This window comes from Marivita sp. S0852, assembly GCF_046591575.1.
Lineage (GTDB): Bacteria > Pseudomonadota > Alphaproteobacteria > Rhodobacterales > Rhodobacteraceae > Marivita.
Window position 1 is genome coordinate 356,433 of sequence record NZ_JBIQWA010000001.1, and the last position, 13,855, is coordinate 370,287.

A 13,855-nucleotide genomic window follows, 5' to 3' on the forward strand; every position below is an offset into this window, starting at 1 on the left:
AGGCTTCAGTGCAAAGTGGCTGGTACAATCAGCCGCGTTTCATAGCGGATCAGGCGGACGATCTGGGCGAGGTGATCCGCCCGAAAGGCGACGCAGCCTGCGGTTGGAAAGCCGGGGCGACGCCAGCGGTGCAGAAAAATCGCCGAACCACGGCCTTTCCGGGCCTGTGGCCAGTTCCAATCGGTCAGCATGACCAGATCATACAGCGGATCGGCACGGCGCAGCGTTTCGTGACTGTGGTCATAGGGCGCGCGCACCATCAGGTTGTAATCCTCGTGTGTCGGATCATCCGACCACAGATCACCGGGACGGACCGGCACCGCCCAATCGGTGGGCCGCGCCATACGGTCCGGGCGGTACAGCAGCCCCACAATCCGGTGTATGCCCGCCGGCGTCGCGCCGTCGCCCTCGCGTTTATCCCGGCGCACGCCGCCTTTGCCGATGGTACAGGGCCAGTATCGCCCCATGAAACGCACTCCGCGCCGTGTCAGGACCATATCGGCCGGCGTCACAGCAGATGCCCCGATTTGCGTGCCTTGGTCGCCAGATAGGCGGTGTTATGCGGGTTTTCACCCACTTTCAGCGGCACTCGCGCAGCCACGTCAATGCCACAGCGCTGCATCATCTCGATCTTGGCCGGATTGTTCGTCATCAACCGCACCGATGAAAAGCCAAGCTCTCGGAGCAGTTCCGAGCCGATGCGAAAATCCCGTTCGTCATCTTCAAAACCCAGCCTGTGATTGGCCTCGACCGTGTCAAAACCCTGATCCTGCAAGGCATAGGCGCGCATCTTGTTAGCCAGCCCGATCCCGCGCCCTTCTTGGTTCAGGTACAACAGCACACCTTCGCCCTCGGCCCCCATCGCGTTCAGGGCCCCGTTCAATTGCGGGCCGCAGTCGCATTTCAAGCTGCCCAGCAAATCACCGGTGAAACACGCCGAATGCAGCCGCGCCAAAACCGGTTTGCCGCGGTCAGGCCGTCCAATTTCAATCGCGTAATGTTCTTCCGAGCCGTCTTCGGGCCGAAACACATGCAGCCTTGCGGATTGGGCGGCGCGCAGCGGCACACGGGCGGACACCACTTCCTCAAACACAAGCGATGCCCCAAGGCGCGGCTCTGCCGCCTCTGGGTCCAGACAGGTCAGGTTGTGGTCTTTTGCAAAAATCTCCGCGCGGGGCAGAGGCAGGGCAATCACGGCTGGCAAAAGCCGGGCCGATTTCGCCAAAGTCACACCCAAACGGTGCAAGGATGCGGTTCCGTCGCGTCGCGTGGTCAAAGGCCCCTTCATTGGATGGGACAAATCATCCGCAGGATCAGCCACAGCCTGAACCCAACGCACAGTGGCATCCGATGGCAACGCGACGCGCGCCACGTCTCCGTCATAGGCGCGGGCCTTAAGGGTCTCGGCGCGGCGGCCTGTCAAAACCAGATCGGCGTCACCGGGCATGGCCATCACATCGGCCAAACGCTCTGCGCTTAGTGTTTCGACCGCCAGAACAAGGATGCCGGTTCCCTGCCCCAGCACAATCGGAACGCCCATGCGCAAATCCGCGCGCGCGCGCGACAGAAGGTCGGTGATGTCTGGCGTGAGTGTCATGAAACCTTGAAATCCTGCTGGGGTGTTTTGCAATAAACGACCCCGATTTATGAAACAATTGCCCGCTGCATACACGAGACCGTGAGACACTTGCAGCAAATCTTGCCGCCGCGCAACGCCCCAACCATGTCAACGCAAAGCAACGGAGACATGCGACAATGGCACAGCTCAAGAACATTCTTCTTGTCGATGATGACGATGACCTGCGCGAAGCCTTGGCAGAGCAACTGGTCATGACCGAAGACTTCGAAGTGTTTGAGGCGGATTGCGGTACCGCTGCAATGACGCGGGCAAAAGAACAGCTGTTCGATCTGATCATTCTGGATGTTGGTCTGCCCGATACAGATGGGCGGGAATTGTGCCGGCTGATGCGCAAGCAGGGCGTCAAAGCACCGGTACTTATGCTGACGGGGCATGATTCCGATGCCGACACGATCCTGGGGCTGGATGCCGGGGCCAATGATTATGTCACCAAACCTTTCAAATTTCCCGTTCTGCTTGCTCGCATTCGCGCGCAGCTGCGTCAGCACGAACAATCCGAAGATGCGGTTTTTTCGCTTGGGCCGTATACGTTCAAACCGTCAATGAAGCTTCTTGTGACCGAAGATGACAGGAAAGTGCGGCTGACCGAGAAAGAAACAAACATCCTGAAGTTTTTGTACCGTTCCACCGATGGCGTTGTGGCGCGCGACACCTTGTTGCACGAGGTCTGGGGCTATAATGCGGGTGTGACGACGCACACGCTGGAAACCCATATTTATCGTCTGAGGCAAAAAATTGAACCAGATCCGTCCAACGCGCGTTTGCTGGTTACCGAATCAGGCGGCTATCGGTTGGTTTCGTAAAACCATTTACGATTATTGATGCAGATCAAAGCAACATTGCACTGTCATCTTTACACCCTACATAAGAGTTCCCGTTGCATATGCGGGTCATCATATGCACCTCCCTGTTGGACTTGGCCCCGGACATTGATCCGGGGTCTTTTTTTTGCAGCCGGGCTGATGGGTATGTCTGTCGGTTAATACAATGCGATCCGGTCAACCGACACATCCGCGTCGTAATCTGCACCATAGGCGACAATCGCGATGCTATTCACGCGCGATGCCGTGAACGATTGTGGCATGCTGTCATGGGATGGGCTGAACTCTGCAAAGGGCAAGTGCACGGTTTGCCATTGATCTAAAGCGGTGAAAGACGCGCGATACGAATGCCAGACCCGCGACAGACCCGGCGTTTTCAGAAAGACATAATATGTCTCGCCATTGCCTTTGACACGCAGTGATAGGCCTTGCGCGGTGTCAGGCCAGGGTTGGGAAAACCTTTGACGGACCTGAATAAAGCCACCGTTGTTATCGGTGCTGACACGGCCCTGCAACCGAAGGACCGCATCGGCGCCAGCGCCTCGGATATCCGCCCCACCGGACGACACACCGCCCATTACGCCATCGGCGACATAGTCCCAACGCGCGCCCACATCGCCGGAAAAATCGTCGAACACCACGTCGGCCATTGCTTGTCCTGCCACCATCATCATCACTGCTATGCTAAGTATTTTCATACCCGGTGATTTAGCCCAAATCCAAAACGAAAAAAGGTGCCCCCAAAAGGGACACCTTTTCCAGTTCGACCCAAAGCCTTTTACTCTGCGTCTTCTTTCTTGGCCTCTGGTGCCGTTTCTTCGCCGGTCTCTTGATCGACCATCTTCATCGCAAGGCGCACCTTGCCACGGTCGTCAAAGCCCAGAAGTTTGACATACACTTCCTGACCTTCCTTGAGCACATCCGACGGATGGTTCAGGCGGCGGTTTTCAATTTGGCTGACATGCACCAGACCATCGCGCTTGCCAAAGAAGTTCACAAAGGCGCCGAAATCGACGATCTTCACAACCTTGCCTTTATAGACCTGGCCCTCTTCCGGCTCTGCCACGATCGAATGGATCATGTCATAGGCCGTTTTGATGGCCTCGCCATTGGGCGACGCGATCTTGATGATGCCTTCGTCGTTGATGTCGACCTTGGCACCGGACACTTCCACGATCTCGCGGATGACCTTGCCGCCCGAACCAATCACTTCGCGGATCTTATCGGTCGGGATTTGCATCGTCTCGATACGCGGTGCGTGAACAGAGAATTCCGCAGCGCCGGTCAGCGCTTTGTTCATCTCACCCAGAATATGCATCCGGCCTTCTTTGGCCTGTGCGAGAGCCTTTTTCATGATCTCGGGCGTGATGCCCGCGACCTTGATGTCCATCTGAAGCGACGTGATGCCGTTTTCGGTGCCTGCGACTTTGAAGTCCATGTCACCCAGGTGGTCTTCATCACCCAGAATATCGGTCAGAACCGCGTAAGAGCCGTCCTCTTCAAGAATCAGACCCATCGCAACACCGGCCACAGCCGATTTCAGCGGAACGCCCGCGTCCATCATGGACAAGGAGCCACCACAGACCGACGCCATCGAAGACGAGCCGTTGGATTCCGTGATCTCGGATACGACGCGGATGGTGTACGGGAAGTCCGTTGCGGCCGGCAGAACCGCCTGAAGCGCGCGCCACGCGAGTTTACCGTGACCAATTTCACGACGTCCGGGAGGACCCACGCGACCTGCTTCGCCAACCGTATAGGGCGGGAAGTTATAGTGCAGCAGGAAGTTCGACCGGTAGTTTCCATGCAGCGCGTCGATGATCTGTTCATCATCGCCAGTGCCAAGCGTGGTCACAACCAGACCCTGCGTTTCACCACGGGTGAACAGCGCAGACCCGTGCGTCCGGGGCAGCAGACCGGTTTCACAGACGATATCGCGCACTTCGTCCAGCGCACGGCCGTCGATCCGCTTACCGGTTTTGACAACATCACCGCGCAGGATGCTGGCTTCGAGTTTCTTGAGAGCCGAACCAAGGTTCGGATCTTCAAGTTGCTCTTCGGTCATCGCTTCCATGATCGCCGCTTTCGCGTCGGCCACGGCTGTGGTGCGTTCTTGTTTGTCGCTGATCGCATAGGCGGCGCGGATCTTGTCCTCGCCAGCCGCTTTGACCGCTTCATATAGCTCGGTATAGTCTGGCGGCTGGAAATCAAACGGCTCTTTGGCGGACTCTTCGGCCAAATCAATGATCAGATCGATCACCGGCTGGATTTGCTCGTGCGCAAAGGTCACCGCGCCCAGCATTTCTTCTTCGGTCAGCTCATACGCCTCGGACTCGACCATCATCACGGCGTCTTTGGTGCCGGCGACAACCAGATCAAGACGTTGCTCTGGGTTGTTGCGCAGCTGATCCATATCCTCGACCTCGGGGTTCAGGATATAATCGCCATCGGCATAGCCTACGCGGCAAGCTGCAATTGGACCCATGAACGGCGCGCCAGAAATCGTCAACGCGGCAGAGGTTGCGATCATGGCAACCATGTCGGGATCATTGACCAGATCGTGGCTTAGCACGGTACACATCACGAGAACTTCGTGTTTGAAGCCGGGAACAAACAGCGGGCGGATCGGACGGTCGATCAGGCGCGCGGTCAGCGTCTCTTTCTCCGTGGGGCGCGCCTCGCGCTTGAAAAAGCCACCGGGGACTTTACCGGCGGCGTAGTATTTTTCCTGATAGTGGACGGTCAGCGGAAAGAAATCTTGACCGGGTTTCGGCTTTTTGGCGAACGTCACGTTGGCCATAACCGAGGTTTCGCCAAGGGTCGCGATTACGCTGCCATCGGCCTGACGGGCAACCTTGCCCGTTTCCAGTGTGAGCGTTTCCTCGCCCCACTGCATGGTTTTCGTCACTGTATTGAACATCATCGTTTCCTGTAGGGGAGCACTCCCGGCCCTCCGGGTCTCCCGTTTGAATGGCGGCCCCATTGCCGCCGACCCCTCTATCAATCTCATGCGCCGGGGTCAGGGCGTCACGTCTCAGATGCCTCCGCGCATATCTGATCCGCACTCATTTGAAAAGGGAAGATCGCGCGTGTTTACTGCGTCTTAACCGCCCTTGGGCGAGTGTTGTTCCATGCAGATGATTGAACGTGAAGATCCGGACTATTGGATTGAACAGGTTTTTGCCGCCAAGGCGGTTGCCGAAGGCGGCATTGTTCGACGCGCGGTCCCGTGGGTCGAACGCGAAATTGGACGTGATCGATTTTTGAATGAAGTGGCGCGACGTGGTTTTCACCTGTTGGAATGCGCGGGGCAGTTCATCATTATTTGCTCTGACTCGCCGATACGGCGCTGGTTGTGACAAGCAATATGCCCCATCAAAAAACACCCCGAATTTTCGCAGAAAATTCGGGGAAACTGATGAAATTAAAATGAATGAAAGCAATCAATTCACTATAGCATCAAACATCAAAAAGGCCGCAGATAAAGCTGCGGCCTTTCGTCAATTCGATCTACGCAGATAGCGGTGCCGAAATTAGCGGCGAATGCCCAGACGCTTGATCAGGTCCTGATAGCGCGCTTCGTCTTTGGCTTTGGTATAATCCAAAAGCTTACGACGCAGAGCAACCAGTTTGAGCAAGCCACGGCGCGAATGGTTGTCTTTCTTATGCGTCTTGAAGTGTTCGGTCAGGGTGGAAATCCGGCTGGTCAGGATGGCAACTTGCACCTCGGGCGAACCTGTATCGCCTTCTTTGGTGGCAAATTCTTTGATCAGTCGGTTTTTTTCTTCAACGGTGATCGACATCGGGGTCTCCTTTCAGAAGATTTGTGTGAATGGCGCAAGCCGGGATGTCGTCCAGCAGGGCCCATGGAGAATCTCTGCCGTCATGGCAGATGCGGGCGTATAGGCGATTAAAACTCGCTTGAAAAGCCCTGAACCAGATAATGGCGCATGTCACAGAGAGGTCGTCGTTTGTGCCGCATGATGAGCCAGTTCCTTTGTCGGGATGCGCGCGACCACGTCCCCATTCAGCATGACATCCGTCCAGGACGGACCTTCGTCATCGGACAAATGAAGTGCAATTTTCGGGGTCGCTTGGCCCAAAGGATCAACCAATCCCATCAAGAGATTTTGTGCCTCTTCAAAAGACCGCACGCGTTTGGGCGCGCGTGATTTCGGCCTTTGCGGCACCCGGCGGCGGGGCATCGGGGCATTGATACGGCCCTCACGCTGAAACAGCTGCAAAGTTGATACCGGTATATCGGGCCAATCCGCTGGCGGTGAAACATAGGCGGATCGAACCGATGTCGACCTATGACGCGTTCTGGCGAGAATAAAAAGAGAGACAGCCAACAGACACAAAAGGCAGATCGAAATAAGAACCATGACATCCTTCAACGCAAGCGATTGACCGTTAGCTTAGGGCAAAGGAGTAAACATGCTGTTGCCAGAAAACCGCCAAAACGGGGCGCGAAGAGAAAAACCTGGAGTTTAAGGCGTTTCAGTATAGCGGGCGTGTCTCGGCCATGCGTTTGGAGGCGTGTCGAACGAAACATAGAGCGGGTGTCGCGGATGGCCCTGTTTGGTCAGGCCAAGATGGTACAGTTGATCCGGCAACCGCAGCGCCATGCTACGCCCGCGTCCAAGATGGTCTCCATGCGCGCCCCAGGCGGCGATGGTCATCTGTGCCGTCTGCGCGCAATGGGCCAGAATATCATCATTCAACGGCCCATTCGGATCTTTGGCTGCTTTGAGATCAGTTGGCTTCGTGGCGCGGAAGGCAAAGATGTTTGCAATCATCATCGCCCCGTAACCCATCCGCCGGGCGCGTGTTTCACAGCGCGCGACTGTCGGGTCATTGCGGAATTCGTCCGCGGTGGACGGGTTCAACATAATGAACAACACCGACGGCAGGCCGGCATCCCAGATGCGCGACAGGCCATAGCGAAACGTGTCACACGGCGAATACCAGACGCGCGACGCGCAGCCGTCAGCCTCGTGTGACCGCTCCACCAAGCTTTTGTGAAGCCTGGACGGAAGCAACATCATGTCGGCACAAACACCCGCGTCGGGTGGAGTTCGCCAAATTTGTAGCGACCCACCGCGATCGGTTCGCCCTCAAACGACACCCAACATTCCGTTCCGTAGTCTATGGCCGAGGCGACCACCATCGCCGGGTTGCCGTTGCGCAACCGGGCTGCCGCATCTGGTGCACAGGTCAGTTCTGGCAAGTCGGCAAGCCCAACCGCGACGGGCTGCAAATATGTATCCAGCTCTGATGTCCGGGCAATATTTTCGATGTGATCCAGCTGCAATCCGTCTTCTGCATCGAAGGGCCCCGACCATGTGCGCCGGAGCTGCAGAACGTGACCGTAGCACCCCAAAGCTTCGCCCAAATCCCGCGCGATGGACCGGACATAGCCGCCCTTGCCGCAGACGAGTTCCAGAATGGCGTGGTCTTTGTCCGGGCGATCCAGCAACGTCAATTCTTCGACCCACAAGGGCCGGGCCGCCAGGTCCATGTCTTGCCCGTCGCGGGCCCGCTTGTAGGCCCGTTCTCCGTCGATTTTCACGGCGGAAAACTGTGGCGGCACCTGTTGGATGTCACCGACAAACTGGTGCAGGGCTTCTTTGATTTCGTCGTCGGATGGCCGGAGATCCGAGGTCGCAATCACGTCGCCTTCGGCATCGTCGGTGCGTGTCGCTTGTCCCAATCGTACGGTGAATTCGTACGCTTTCAACGCGTCCGTGATATAGGGAACGGTTTTTGTCGCCTCGCCCAACGCCACGGCCAGAACACCGGTTGCCTCGGGGTCAAGCGTGCCAGCGTGACCGGCCTTTTTGGCATCAAACGCCCAGCGCACTTTGTTCACAACGGCGGTTGAGGTCAGGCCCGCAGGTTTGTCGACAACCAGCCAACCCGAAATATCGCGCCCCTTACGTTTGCGTCCCATGATGTCCTCTTTGGCTGTGAAGACCGGCGAGGTATCTCAGGGGGCGGAGCCTGTCAATTCGGGCAAATGCGGATCAATCCAGATCGCGGGCCTCGTCGATGAGCATCACTGGAATACCGTCCCGGATCGGATAGGCCAAATGGGCTGCATGGCTGACCAGTTCCTGCCTTGCAGCGTCATATTCAAGCCGCGCCTGGGTCTGCGGGCAGACCAGAGCTTCGAGCATTTTGCGGTCGAATCCATGGTCGGTTGTCATTGCAGGATATCCTCGGCTTGCCCGCCGCGCAGCGCGTATTCGATCAAGGTGACCAGGGTCTCGCGACGGGTCGACAATGATGGCGCTTCAAGCAGGGCTTGTTTTTCTTCTGGCTCAAAATCCAGCAGCATCGACAGCGAATTGATCAATAATTCATCGTCGGCATCTTTCAGCGTGGCCCAATCCGCCGATAAATCACGAGCGGCAAAATACCGATCAAGAAGATCGAGGAACATGTCGCGGTCAAACCCCCGGTCATGTTCTGGCCCGCCCTGGTCCCGGTCAAACCCGTCCCAGTTTACCTCGAATTTGCGATACGGCGTGAAGCCTTCAACTTCTGTCTCGACGCGAAAACGCGATATTCCGGTCAGGGTGATCATGTAGCGACCATCCTCTGTTTCCGAAAACTGGGTGATCCGCCCGGCGCATCCGATGCGGTGGACAGCAGTCTGATCCCCGTTGGGTCGCACATTGGGTTGGATCATCCCAATCAATCGGGCGGGCGTTTTCATAGCATCTTCAAGCATTTGCAGATAGCGTGGCTCGAACAGGTGCAGCGGCAACCGAGCGCGAGGCAGCAACAGCGCCCCGGGCAACGGAAAGATGGGGATGGACCCCGGCAATTCAGTGACTCGTGTCATGTGAATGAAGGTAGCCCCAAGGTCTGATCAGGCAAATATCATCGAGCTAAGCCGACGACGGCCATTGAGCGCAACCGGATCATTTGGCTTGAGAGCGTCAAATATGGTCATCAATTGGGCCTTCGCAGCGCCATCGTTCCATTCGCGATCACGGCGGAACAATTCAAGCAATTGGTCAACCGCCTCTTGCCCGTTCCCGGCTGAATAAAGCGCCTGTGCAAGATCAAAACGGGCCTGGTGATTGTTCTCATCTGCCGCGACCGCGGCTTCCAGCTCGCTCACCGGACCCGAATTGCTGGCCTGTTTCGCCAATTCCAGCTGGGCATGGGCCGCCTCAAGCTCTGGGCTGGCGGAGATTTCCGCAGGGGCCCCATTCAGGATGGCTTCGGCCTGATCCAGTTCGTCCATTGCGATATGCGCCCGGACAAGACCGCCATAGGCCGCCGCGTGGTTCGGATCTTCCGCAAGCACCGCTGAAAAGGTCTGTGCCGCGTCCACTGCCGCCCCGTCTTCCAGCATCTCTTCGGCGGCGGTGACGGCATCATCAAGACCGCCGCTGGCATCGCCGCCAGCGGCTTTGACCGCGCGTTCTATAAAGCTGGTTATTTCGGATTGCGGAACCGCCCCCTGAAACATGTCGATCGGACGGCCCTGGTAAATGGCAACCACAGTCGGGATCGATTGCAGCGGCAAACCCTGTTGCGACAGGGCGGCAACGATCTGCTGGGCTTCGTCGACATTGACTTTGGCCATTTTCACCGCACCGCGCGCGGCTTTGACCGCGTCTTCGAGCATCGGCCCAAGGGTTTTGCAGGGGCCACACCATGGTGCCCAGAAATCCACGATGACCGGCACGTCATTGCTGGCCTCGATCACATCGACCATGAAACTCTGATCCGAAACGTCTTTGATCAGATCGGTGTCTGCGGGGCCTTGTCCGAGTTCGATCATACCTGTCTCCTGTCACGGGTGCCGTTACTTCACAGCGGTAGATGGCGCACCGATCCGCATGTTGCAAGGGGCTGGAGCCTAGACCCGATCCAGATGCGCTAGGATAGCCGAAGCAACCGGCTGAGGATGAGTGATCGGTGCCATGTGACCGGCCTTGGGGATAACCACGCTTTGTGCCCGGGGACACCGCCGCGCCAGAGTGTGATGAATGGCCGGGATGACCGGGTTTGTCGCCCCGCCCGAAATCAGCAGAGTTGGGCACGCGATGCGTTCCAACCGCCCCGGACGCAGCAGCCCGGCCAGATCGTGCAACAGCGTATCCTCGGTTTCCCGGATAAGGGGCATTTGGCTGGTGAACATCATACGTTCTTTTTCGGTCAAAGAGTCCCAGCTGGGGCCGGCCCCCCAGACCCGCGTGAACTCTTTTGCCGCTGTCTCCCAATCTCCGCGTTTGAGCGCCTGCCCCAGTACCGCCTGTTCCCGCGTGTATTCCTGAAAGACGAGTGGATCGCTTTGTTTTGCGGCGGCAAACAGCACCGGTTCGATCAAGATCAAACTGTACACAGCGTCGGGGTTTTCCATCGCAACACGCAACGCAACCGTGGCCCCAAAACTGTGCCCGATCAGGTGACCGCCGTTTTCAAGGCAATCTTTGGCAATGGCCGTGACCTGATCGTGGATATCACATCTGTGATCCCAGGCCGCACTGCGTCCGTGCCCGGGCATATCGGGGGCCAGCATTGTCAGCCGTTCGGACAAAAGCGCGGCCAATCGCGCCCATGATTTGGAATGCGCCAAAGCGCAATGCAGAAGAACCGCCCGTTCGTCGCCATGGCCAAAGCTTCGCTCATAGACGGGAAACCCGCCCCTTTGGCGGTGTGGCATCAAAATGCGCCGGACAGGTACATATCCAGGTCAGCGATCCTGTCCTGCCCCCAGAACCGTTGGTCGGTGTCGGTGATATAGAACGGCGCACCAAACACCCCGCGTGCGACAGCGTCTTCAAGATTGCGGGCATAGGTTTCAGCACCAGCCAACAACCCACTGTCGGCCAATGCCGGATCGAACCCGGCATCCGCCAATGTCGCGCGCACCACGTCGTCTTGGGCAATGTCCTTGTCTTGTGCCCAGACCGCGGCCAGAAAACCATGGACAAGCTTGCCCAGATCACCACCCCCGGCGGATTGCGCCGCGATGATCGCATAAGAAGACGGGGCCGCGTTGGTCGGCCAAAAGGCGGGCTTTAGATTTAACGGAAGCCCCAGCTTTTTGGATTGGCGGTCGAGCTCCTGCGCGCGCCATTCCTGTCGGCTTGGGTGGCGGTCATTGGGGGCGGTTCCACCGGTGCGGCCAAACAACGTCAGAATGTCCAGAGGTTTGTAGGTGATACTGGCCCCATGTTTCGCGGCCACGTCCTCCATACGGGTTCCGGCAAGATAGGCATATGGCGACAGTGTTGAGAAAAAGTAATCAATGTGGGCCATTTGGCACCCTCTCCGCGTGTTTGCTTTGCGGGACGGTAGGCCCATGCTAAGGCGAGCGCAACATCGCGAATCTGCCATATCTGACCAGCACGGAGCTGCCCTTATGCCGTCCATTGATGAACCCAAACTGATCTCTGGCAACGCGAACATGCCGCTTGCCAAGGGCATTGCCCGGCGGATGACCATGTATCGCGGCACCTCTGTGGGATTGGTGGATGCGCGTGTGGAGCGTTTCAACGATCAGGAAGTCTTTGTCGAGGTGTTCGAGAACGTCCGGGGCGAGGATATGTTCATCATTCAGCCCACCTCGAACCCAGCCAATGACAATCTGATGGAACTGCTGATCATGTCAGATGCGCTGCGCCGATCGTCAGCGGCGCGTATCACGGCCGTGATCCCCTATTTCGGATATGCCCGACAGGACCGCCGCACCAAGGCGCGTACACCGATCACGGCCAAGCTTGTGGCCAACATGATTGCAGAAGCGGGCATCGAACGCGTTCTGACGATGGATCTTCACGCGACGCAGATTCAGGGGTTTTTCGACATGCCCGTCGATAACCTATATGCCTCACCGATTTTTGCGCTGGATATCCTGAACCAATTCAAAGGCGACGCATCGGATATCATGGTTGTGTCCCCGGATGTCGGCGGTGTGGGCCGGGCCCGTGAATTGGCCAAACGGATCAATGCGCCACTGGCCATTGTGGACAAGCGCCGCGAGAAAGCGGGCGAAGTGGCCGAGATGACCGTAATTGGAGAGGTCAGCGGCAAGAAATGTATCATCGTGGATGACATCTGCGACACCGCCGGCACGCTATGCAAAGCCGCCGAAGTTCTGATGGAGCATGGCGCAACCGAGGTGCATTCCTATATCACACACGGCGTCCTGAGCGGCCCTGCGGTCGAACGGGTGACGAATTCTGTCATGAAGTCTTTGGTCATCACCGACAGCATCGAGGCCACAGAAGCAGTGGCAAATGCCAGAAACATTCGCATCGTACCCACGGCACCGATGTTCGCGCAGGCCATCCTGAACACGTGGAACGGCACATCGGTGTCGTCCCTGTTCGAAAGCGACACGCTTGGTCCAATTTACGAGGGCATCCTCTAAACCGGCCTCGGACCGGTAGCGTCGCGCGGGGCCATCCGTGCGGCCTGAAATGACAGAACCCGGCTATTCGACATCCCAATCATCGTCGGTCAAGGCCGCGCCAACAGCCAGCCAAGAGATCCGAACGCGCGCGACGCGAGTGTCTTTCCACGTTTGAAAGACCGCTTCGAACCCGGTTTCGGACACTTTCTCTGCTTTCAGGTCAGCCCGCACATTGTGGGCACTGTCCATATCCCACAGGGTCAAGGTGACATGCACCGCTGGCGGCACGGAAAAAGGCTGCTCGAACGCGACCCATTGACTGCGAGAACGCAAGCCTTCGCCCGTCCACATTTCTCCACCGATTTCATAGTCGGAAAACAGGTCAACTGATCCCTGAGCGATCCCAACCCGCGCACTGTTTACTATCTGCATTCTACCGCCTCGGACCTCGTGTGTTCGATATATGAATAGATCTGCGGAAGAAAACAAAAAAGCCCCGCATCGCTGCGAGGCTATTGTCTTTGACAACCCGGTTGCTGTTACAGCGACGGCTGTTTCGTGGACAGCCCGATATGCCCGCCAACTGCCACCATATCTGACAAAAGTTTCACCGCGTCATCCACGGGGCCCGGTTCATTCTTGAACGCTTCTTTCGTCTGCTGATAGGCGGCGTGGGCCTCGTCGACCATTGCTTCGTACATGGCCTGATCAACCTCGGCTTTTGGGACCGCGCGCTCTGCCAGAACGGACAGGGTTTCGCCCAGCTCGGCAAATCCGCCGGTAACGACGAATTCTTCCGTGCCGGTTTCGGTTTCCACCGTCAGCAGACCGGGACGCAGCGTCGTGATCAGCGGCGCGTGGTTTGGCATGGCGGTCATATCGCCATCCGCACCCGGGATCTGCACCGATTTGACCTGAGTGGACATCAGGCTGCGTTCGGGGCTGACCAGATCGAATTGCATGGTGTCTGCCATGTGTATCTCCGTTCACGATGGGTGCGGGACAGGCCCACAC

The 13,855-nt window shown here is 57.6% G+C and carries 18 protein-coding genes; 3 read left to right on the plus strand and 15 right to left on the minus strand.

Annotated elements, in window-relative coordinates; translation table 11 throughout:
• Positions 1 to 5: 5 nt before the first annotated feature.
• Positions 6 to 512: a L,D-transpeptidase family protein gene (locus ACG74X_RS01815; protein ID WP_411232310.1), complete on the minus strand. Its 507-nt coding sequence runs from the start codon at positions 510 to 512 to the stop codon at positions 6 to 8.
• A complete protein-coding gene (gene ribA, locus ACG74X_RS01820; protein WP_411232312.1) occupies positions 509 to 1,597 on the minus strand; it encodes a GTP cyclohydrolase II in 1,089 nt (362 codons plus the stop codon). The genes ACG74X_RS01815 and ribA overlap by 4 nt, the downstream gene beginning before the upstream one ends.
• Positions 1,598 to 1,755: 158 nt before the next feature.
• Between ribA and ACG74X_RS01825 the strand changes: the two genes are divergently transcribed.
• Positions 1,756 to 2,442, plus strand: coding sequence for a response regulator transcription factor (locus tag ACG74X_RS01825; RefSeq protein WP_411232314.1), 687 nt, complete (start codon positions 1,756 to 1,758; stop codon positions 2,440 to 2,442).
• A 176-nt stretch (positions 2,443 to 2,618) separates the two neighbouring features.
• Here the strand turns inward: ACG74X_RS01825 and ACG74X_RS01830 are convergent, their stop codons facing one another.
• Together ACG74X_RS01830 and pnp are read right to left on the minus strand one after the other, a co-directional pair.
• Entirely contained in the window at positions 2,619 to 3,158 is a 540-nt protein-coding gene (locus ACG74X_RS01830; protein ID WP_411232315.1) for a CIA30 family protein, read from the minus strand.
• Between the two features lie 80 nt (positions 3,159 to 3,238).
• The gene (pnp, locus tag ACG74X_RS01835; RefSeq protein WP_411232317.1) at positions 3,239 to 5,380 is read right to left on the minus strand and encodes a polyribonucleotide nucleotidyltransferase; all 2,142 of its coding nucleotides are present in this window, start codon (positions 5,378 to 5,380) and stop codon (positions 3,239 to 3,241) included.
• A 217-nt stretch (positions 5,381 to 5,597) separates the two neighbouring features.
• On the opposite strand from pnp, the gene ACG74X_RS01840 reads away from it, so the two are divergent.
• Positions 5,598 to 5,819 carry an N-(5'-phosphoribosyl)anthranilate isomerase gene (locus ACG74X_RS01840; protein WP_411232319.1) on the plus strand — a complete coding sequence of 74 codons (222 nt, stop codon included), beginning with the start codon at positions 5,598 to 5,600 and terminating at the stop codon, positions 5,817 to 5,819.
• Positions 5,820 to 5,993: 174 nt separating this feature from the next.
• Here the strand turns inward: ACG74X_RS01840 and rpsO are convergent, their stop codons facing one another.
• From rpsO to ACG74X_RS01885, 9 genes are all read right to left on the minus strand, one after another.
• On the minus strand, positions 5,994 to 6,263 hold the full coding sequence (gene rpsO, locus ACG74X_RS01845; protein ID WP_411221934.1) for a 30S ribosomal protein S15: 270 nt from the start codon (positions 6,261 to 6,263) through the stop codon (positions 5,994 to 5,996).
• A gap of 150 nt (positions 6,264 to 6,413) precedes the next feature.
• Entirely contained in the window at positions 6,414 to 6,581 is a 168-nt protein-coding gene (locus ACG74X_RS01850) for a hypothetical protein (protein WP_411232321.1), read from the minus strand.
• Between the two features lie 369 nt (positions 6,582 to 6,950).
• The gene (locus ACG74X_RS01855; RefSeq protein ID WP_411232322.1) at positions 6,951 to 7,508 is read right to left on the minus strand and encodes a DUF1643 domain-containing protein; all 558 of its coding nucleotides are present in this window, start codon (positions 7,506 to 7,508) and stop codon (positions 6,951 to 6,953) included.
• The gene (gene truB / locus ACG74X_RS01860; protein WP_411232323.1) at positions 7,505 to 8,413 is read right to left on the minus strand and encodes a tRNA pseudouridine(55) synthase TruB; all 909 of its coding nucleotides are present in this window, start codon (positions 8,411 to 8,413) and stop codon (positions 7,505 to 7,507) included. The genes ACG74X_RS01855 and truB overlap by 4 nt, the downstream gene beginning before the upstream one ends.
• 73 nt (positions 8,414 to 8,486) lie before the next feature.
• Positions 8,487 to 8,669: a Trm112 family protein gene (locus tag ACG74X_RS01865; RefSeq protein ID WP_411232324.1), complete on the minus strand. Its 183-nt coding sequence runs from the start codon at positions 8,667 to 8,669 to the stop codon at positions 8,487 to 8,489.
• Complete coding sequence (locus tag ACG74X_RS01870) at positions 8,666 to 9,310, minus strand: LON peptidase substrate-binding domain-containing protein (protein ID WP_411232326.1); 645 nt, start codon at positions 9,308 to 9,310, stop codon at positions 8,666 to 8,668. The genes ACG74X_RS01865 and ACG74X_RS01870 overlap by 4 nt, the downstream gene beginning before the upstream one ends.
• 27 nt (positions 9,311 to 9,337) lie before the next feature.
• Positions 9,338 to 10,261 (minus strand): tetratricopeptide repeat protein, encoded by a 924-nt coding sequence (locus ACG74X_RS01875; RefSeq protein WP_411232328.1) that lies wholly within the window; start codon positions 10,259 to 10,261, stop codon positions 9,338 to 9,340.
• A 78-nt stretch (positions 10,262 to 10,339) separates the two neighbouring features.
• The gene (locus tag ACG74X_RS01880) at positions 10,340 to 11,146 is read right to left on the minus strand and encodes an alpha/beta fold hydrolase (RefSeq protein ID WP_411232330.1); all 807 of its coding nucleotides are present in this window, start codon (positions 11,144 to 11,146) and stop codon (positions 10,340 to 10,342) included.
• Positions 11,146 to 11,745 (minus strand): 2-hydroxychromene-2-carboxylate isomerase, encoded by a 600-nt coding sequence (locus tag ACG74X_RS01885; RefSeq protein ID WP_411232331.1) that lies wholly within the window; start codon positions 11,743 to 11,745, stop codon positions 11,146 to 11,148. The genes ACG74X_RS01880 and ACG74X_RS01885 overlap by 1 nt, the downstream gene beginning before the upstream one ends.
• 103 nt (positions 11,746 to 11,848) lie before the next feature.
• Between ACG74X_RS01885 and ACG74X_RS01890 the strand changes: the two genes are divergently transcribed.
• On the plus strand, positions 11,849 to 12,859 hold the full coding sequence (locus ACG74X_RS01890) for a ribose-phosphate pyrophosphokinase (protein ID WP_411232333.1): 1,011 nt from the start codon (positions 11,849 to 11,851) through the stop codon (positions 12,857 to 12,859).
• Between the two features lie 63 nt (positions 12,860 to 12,922).
• Here ACG74X_RS01890 and ACG74X_RS01895 read toward each other — a convergent pair whose 3' ends face one another.
• Positions 12,923 to 13,273 carry an H-type lectin domain-containing protein gene (locus ACG74X_RS01895; protein ID WP_411232335.1) on the minus strand — a complete coding sequence of 117 codons (351 nt, stop codon included), beginning with the start codon at positions 13,271 to 13,273 and terminating at the stop codon, positions 12,923 to 12,925.
• Positions 13,274 to 13,380: 107 nt separating this feature from the next.
• Positions 13,381 to 13,815 (minus strand): F0F1 ATP synthase subunit epsilon, encoded by a 435-nt coding sequence (locus tag ACG74X_RS01900; protein ID WP_411232336.1) that lies wholly within the window; start codon positions 13,813 to 13,815, stop codon positions 13,381 to 13,383.
• Between the last annotated feature and the right edge of the window lie 40 nt (positions 13,816 to 13,855).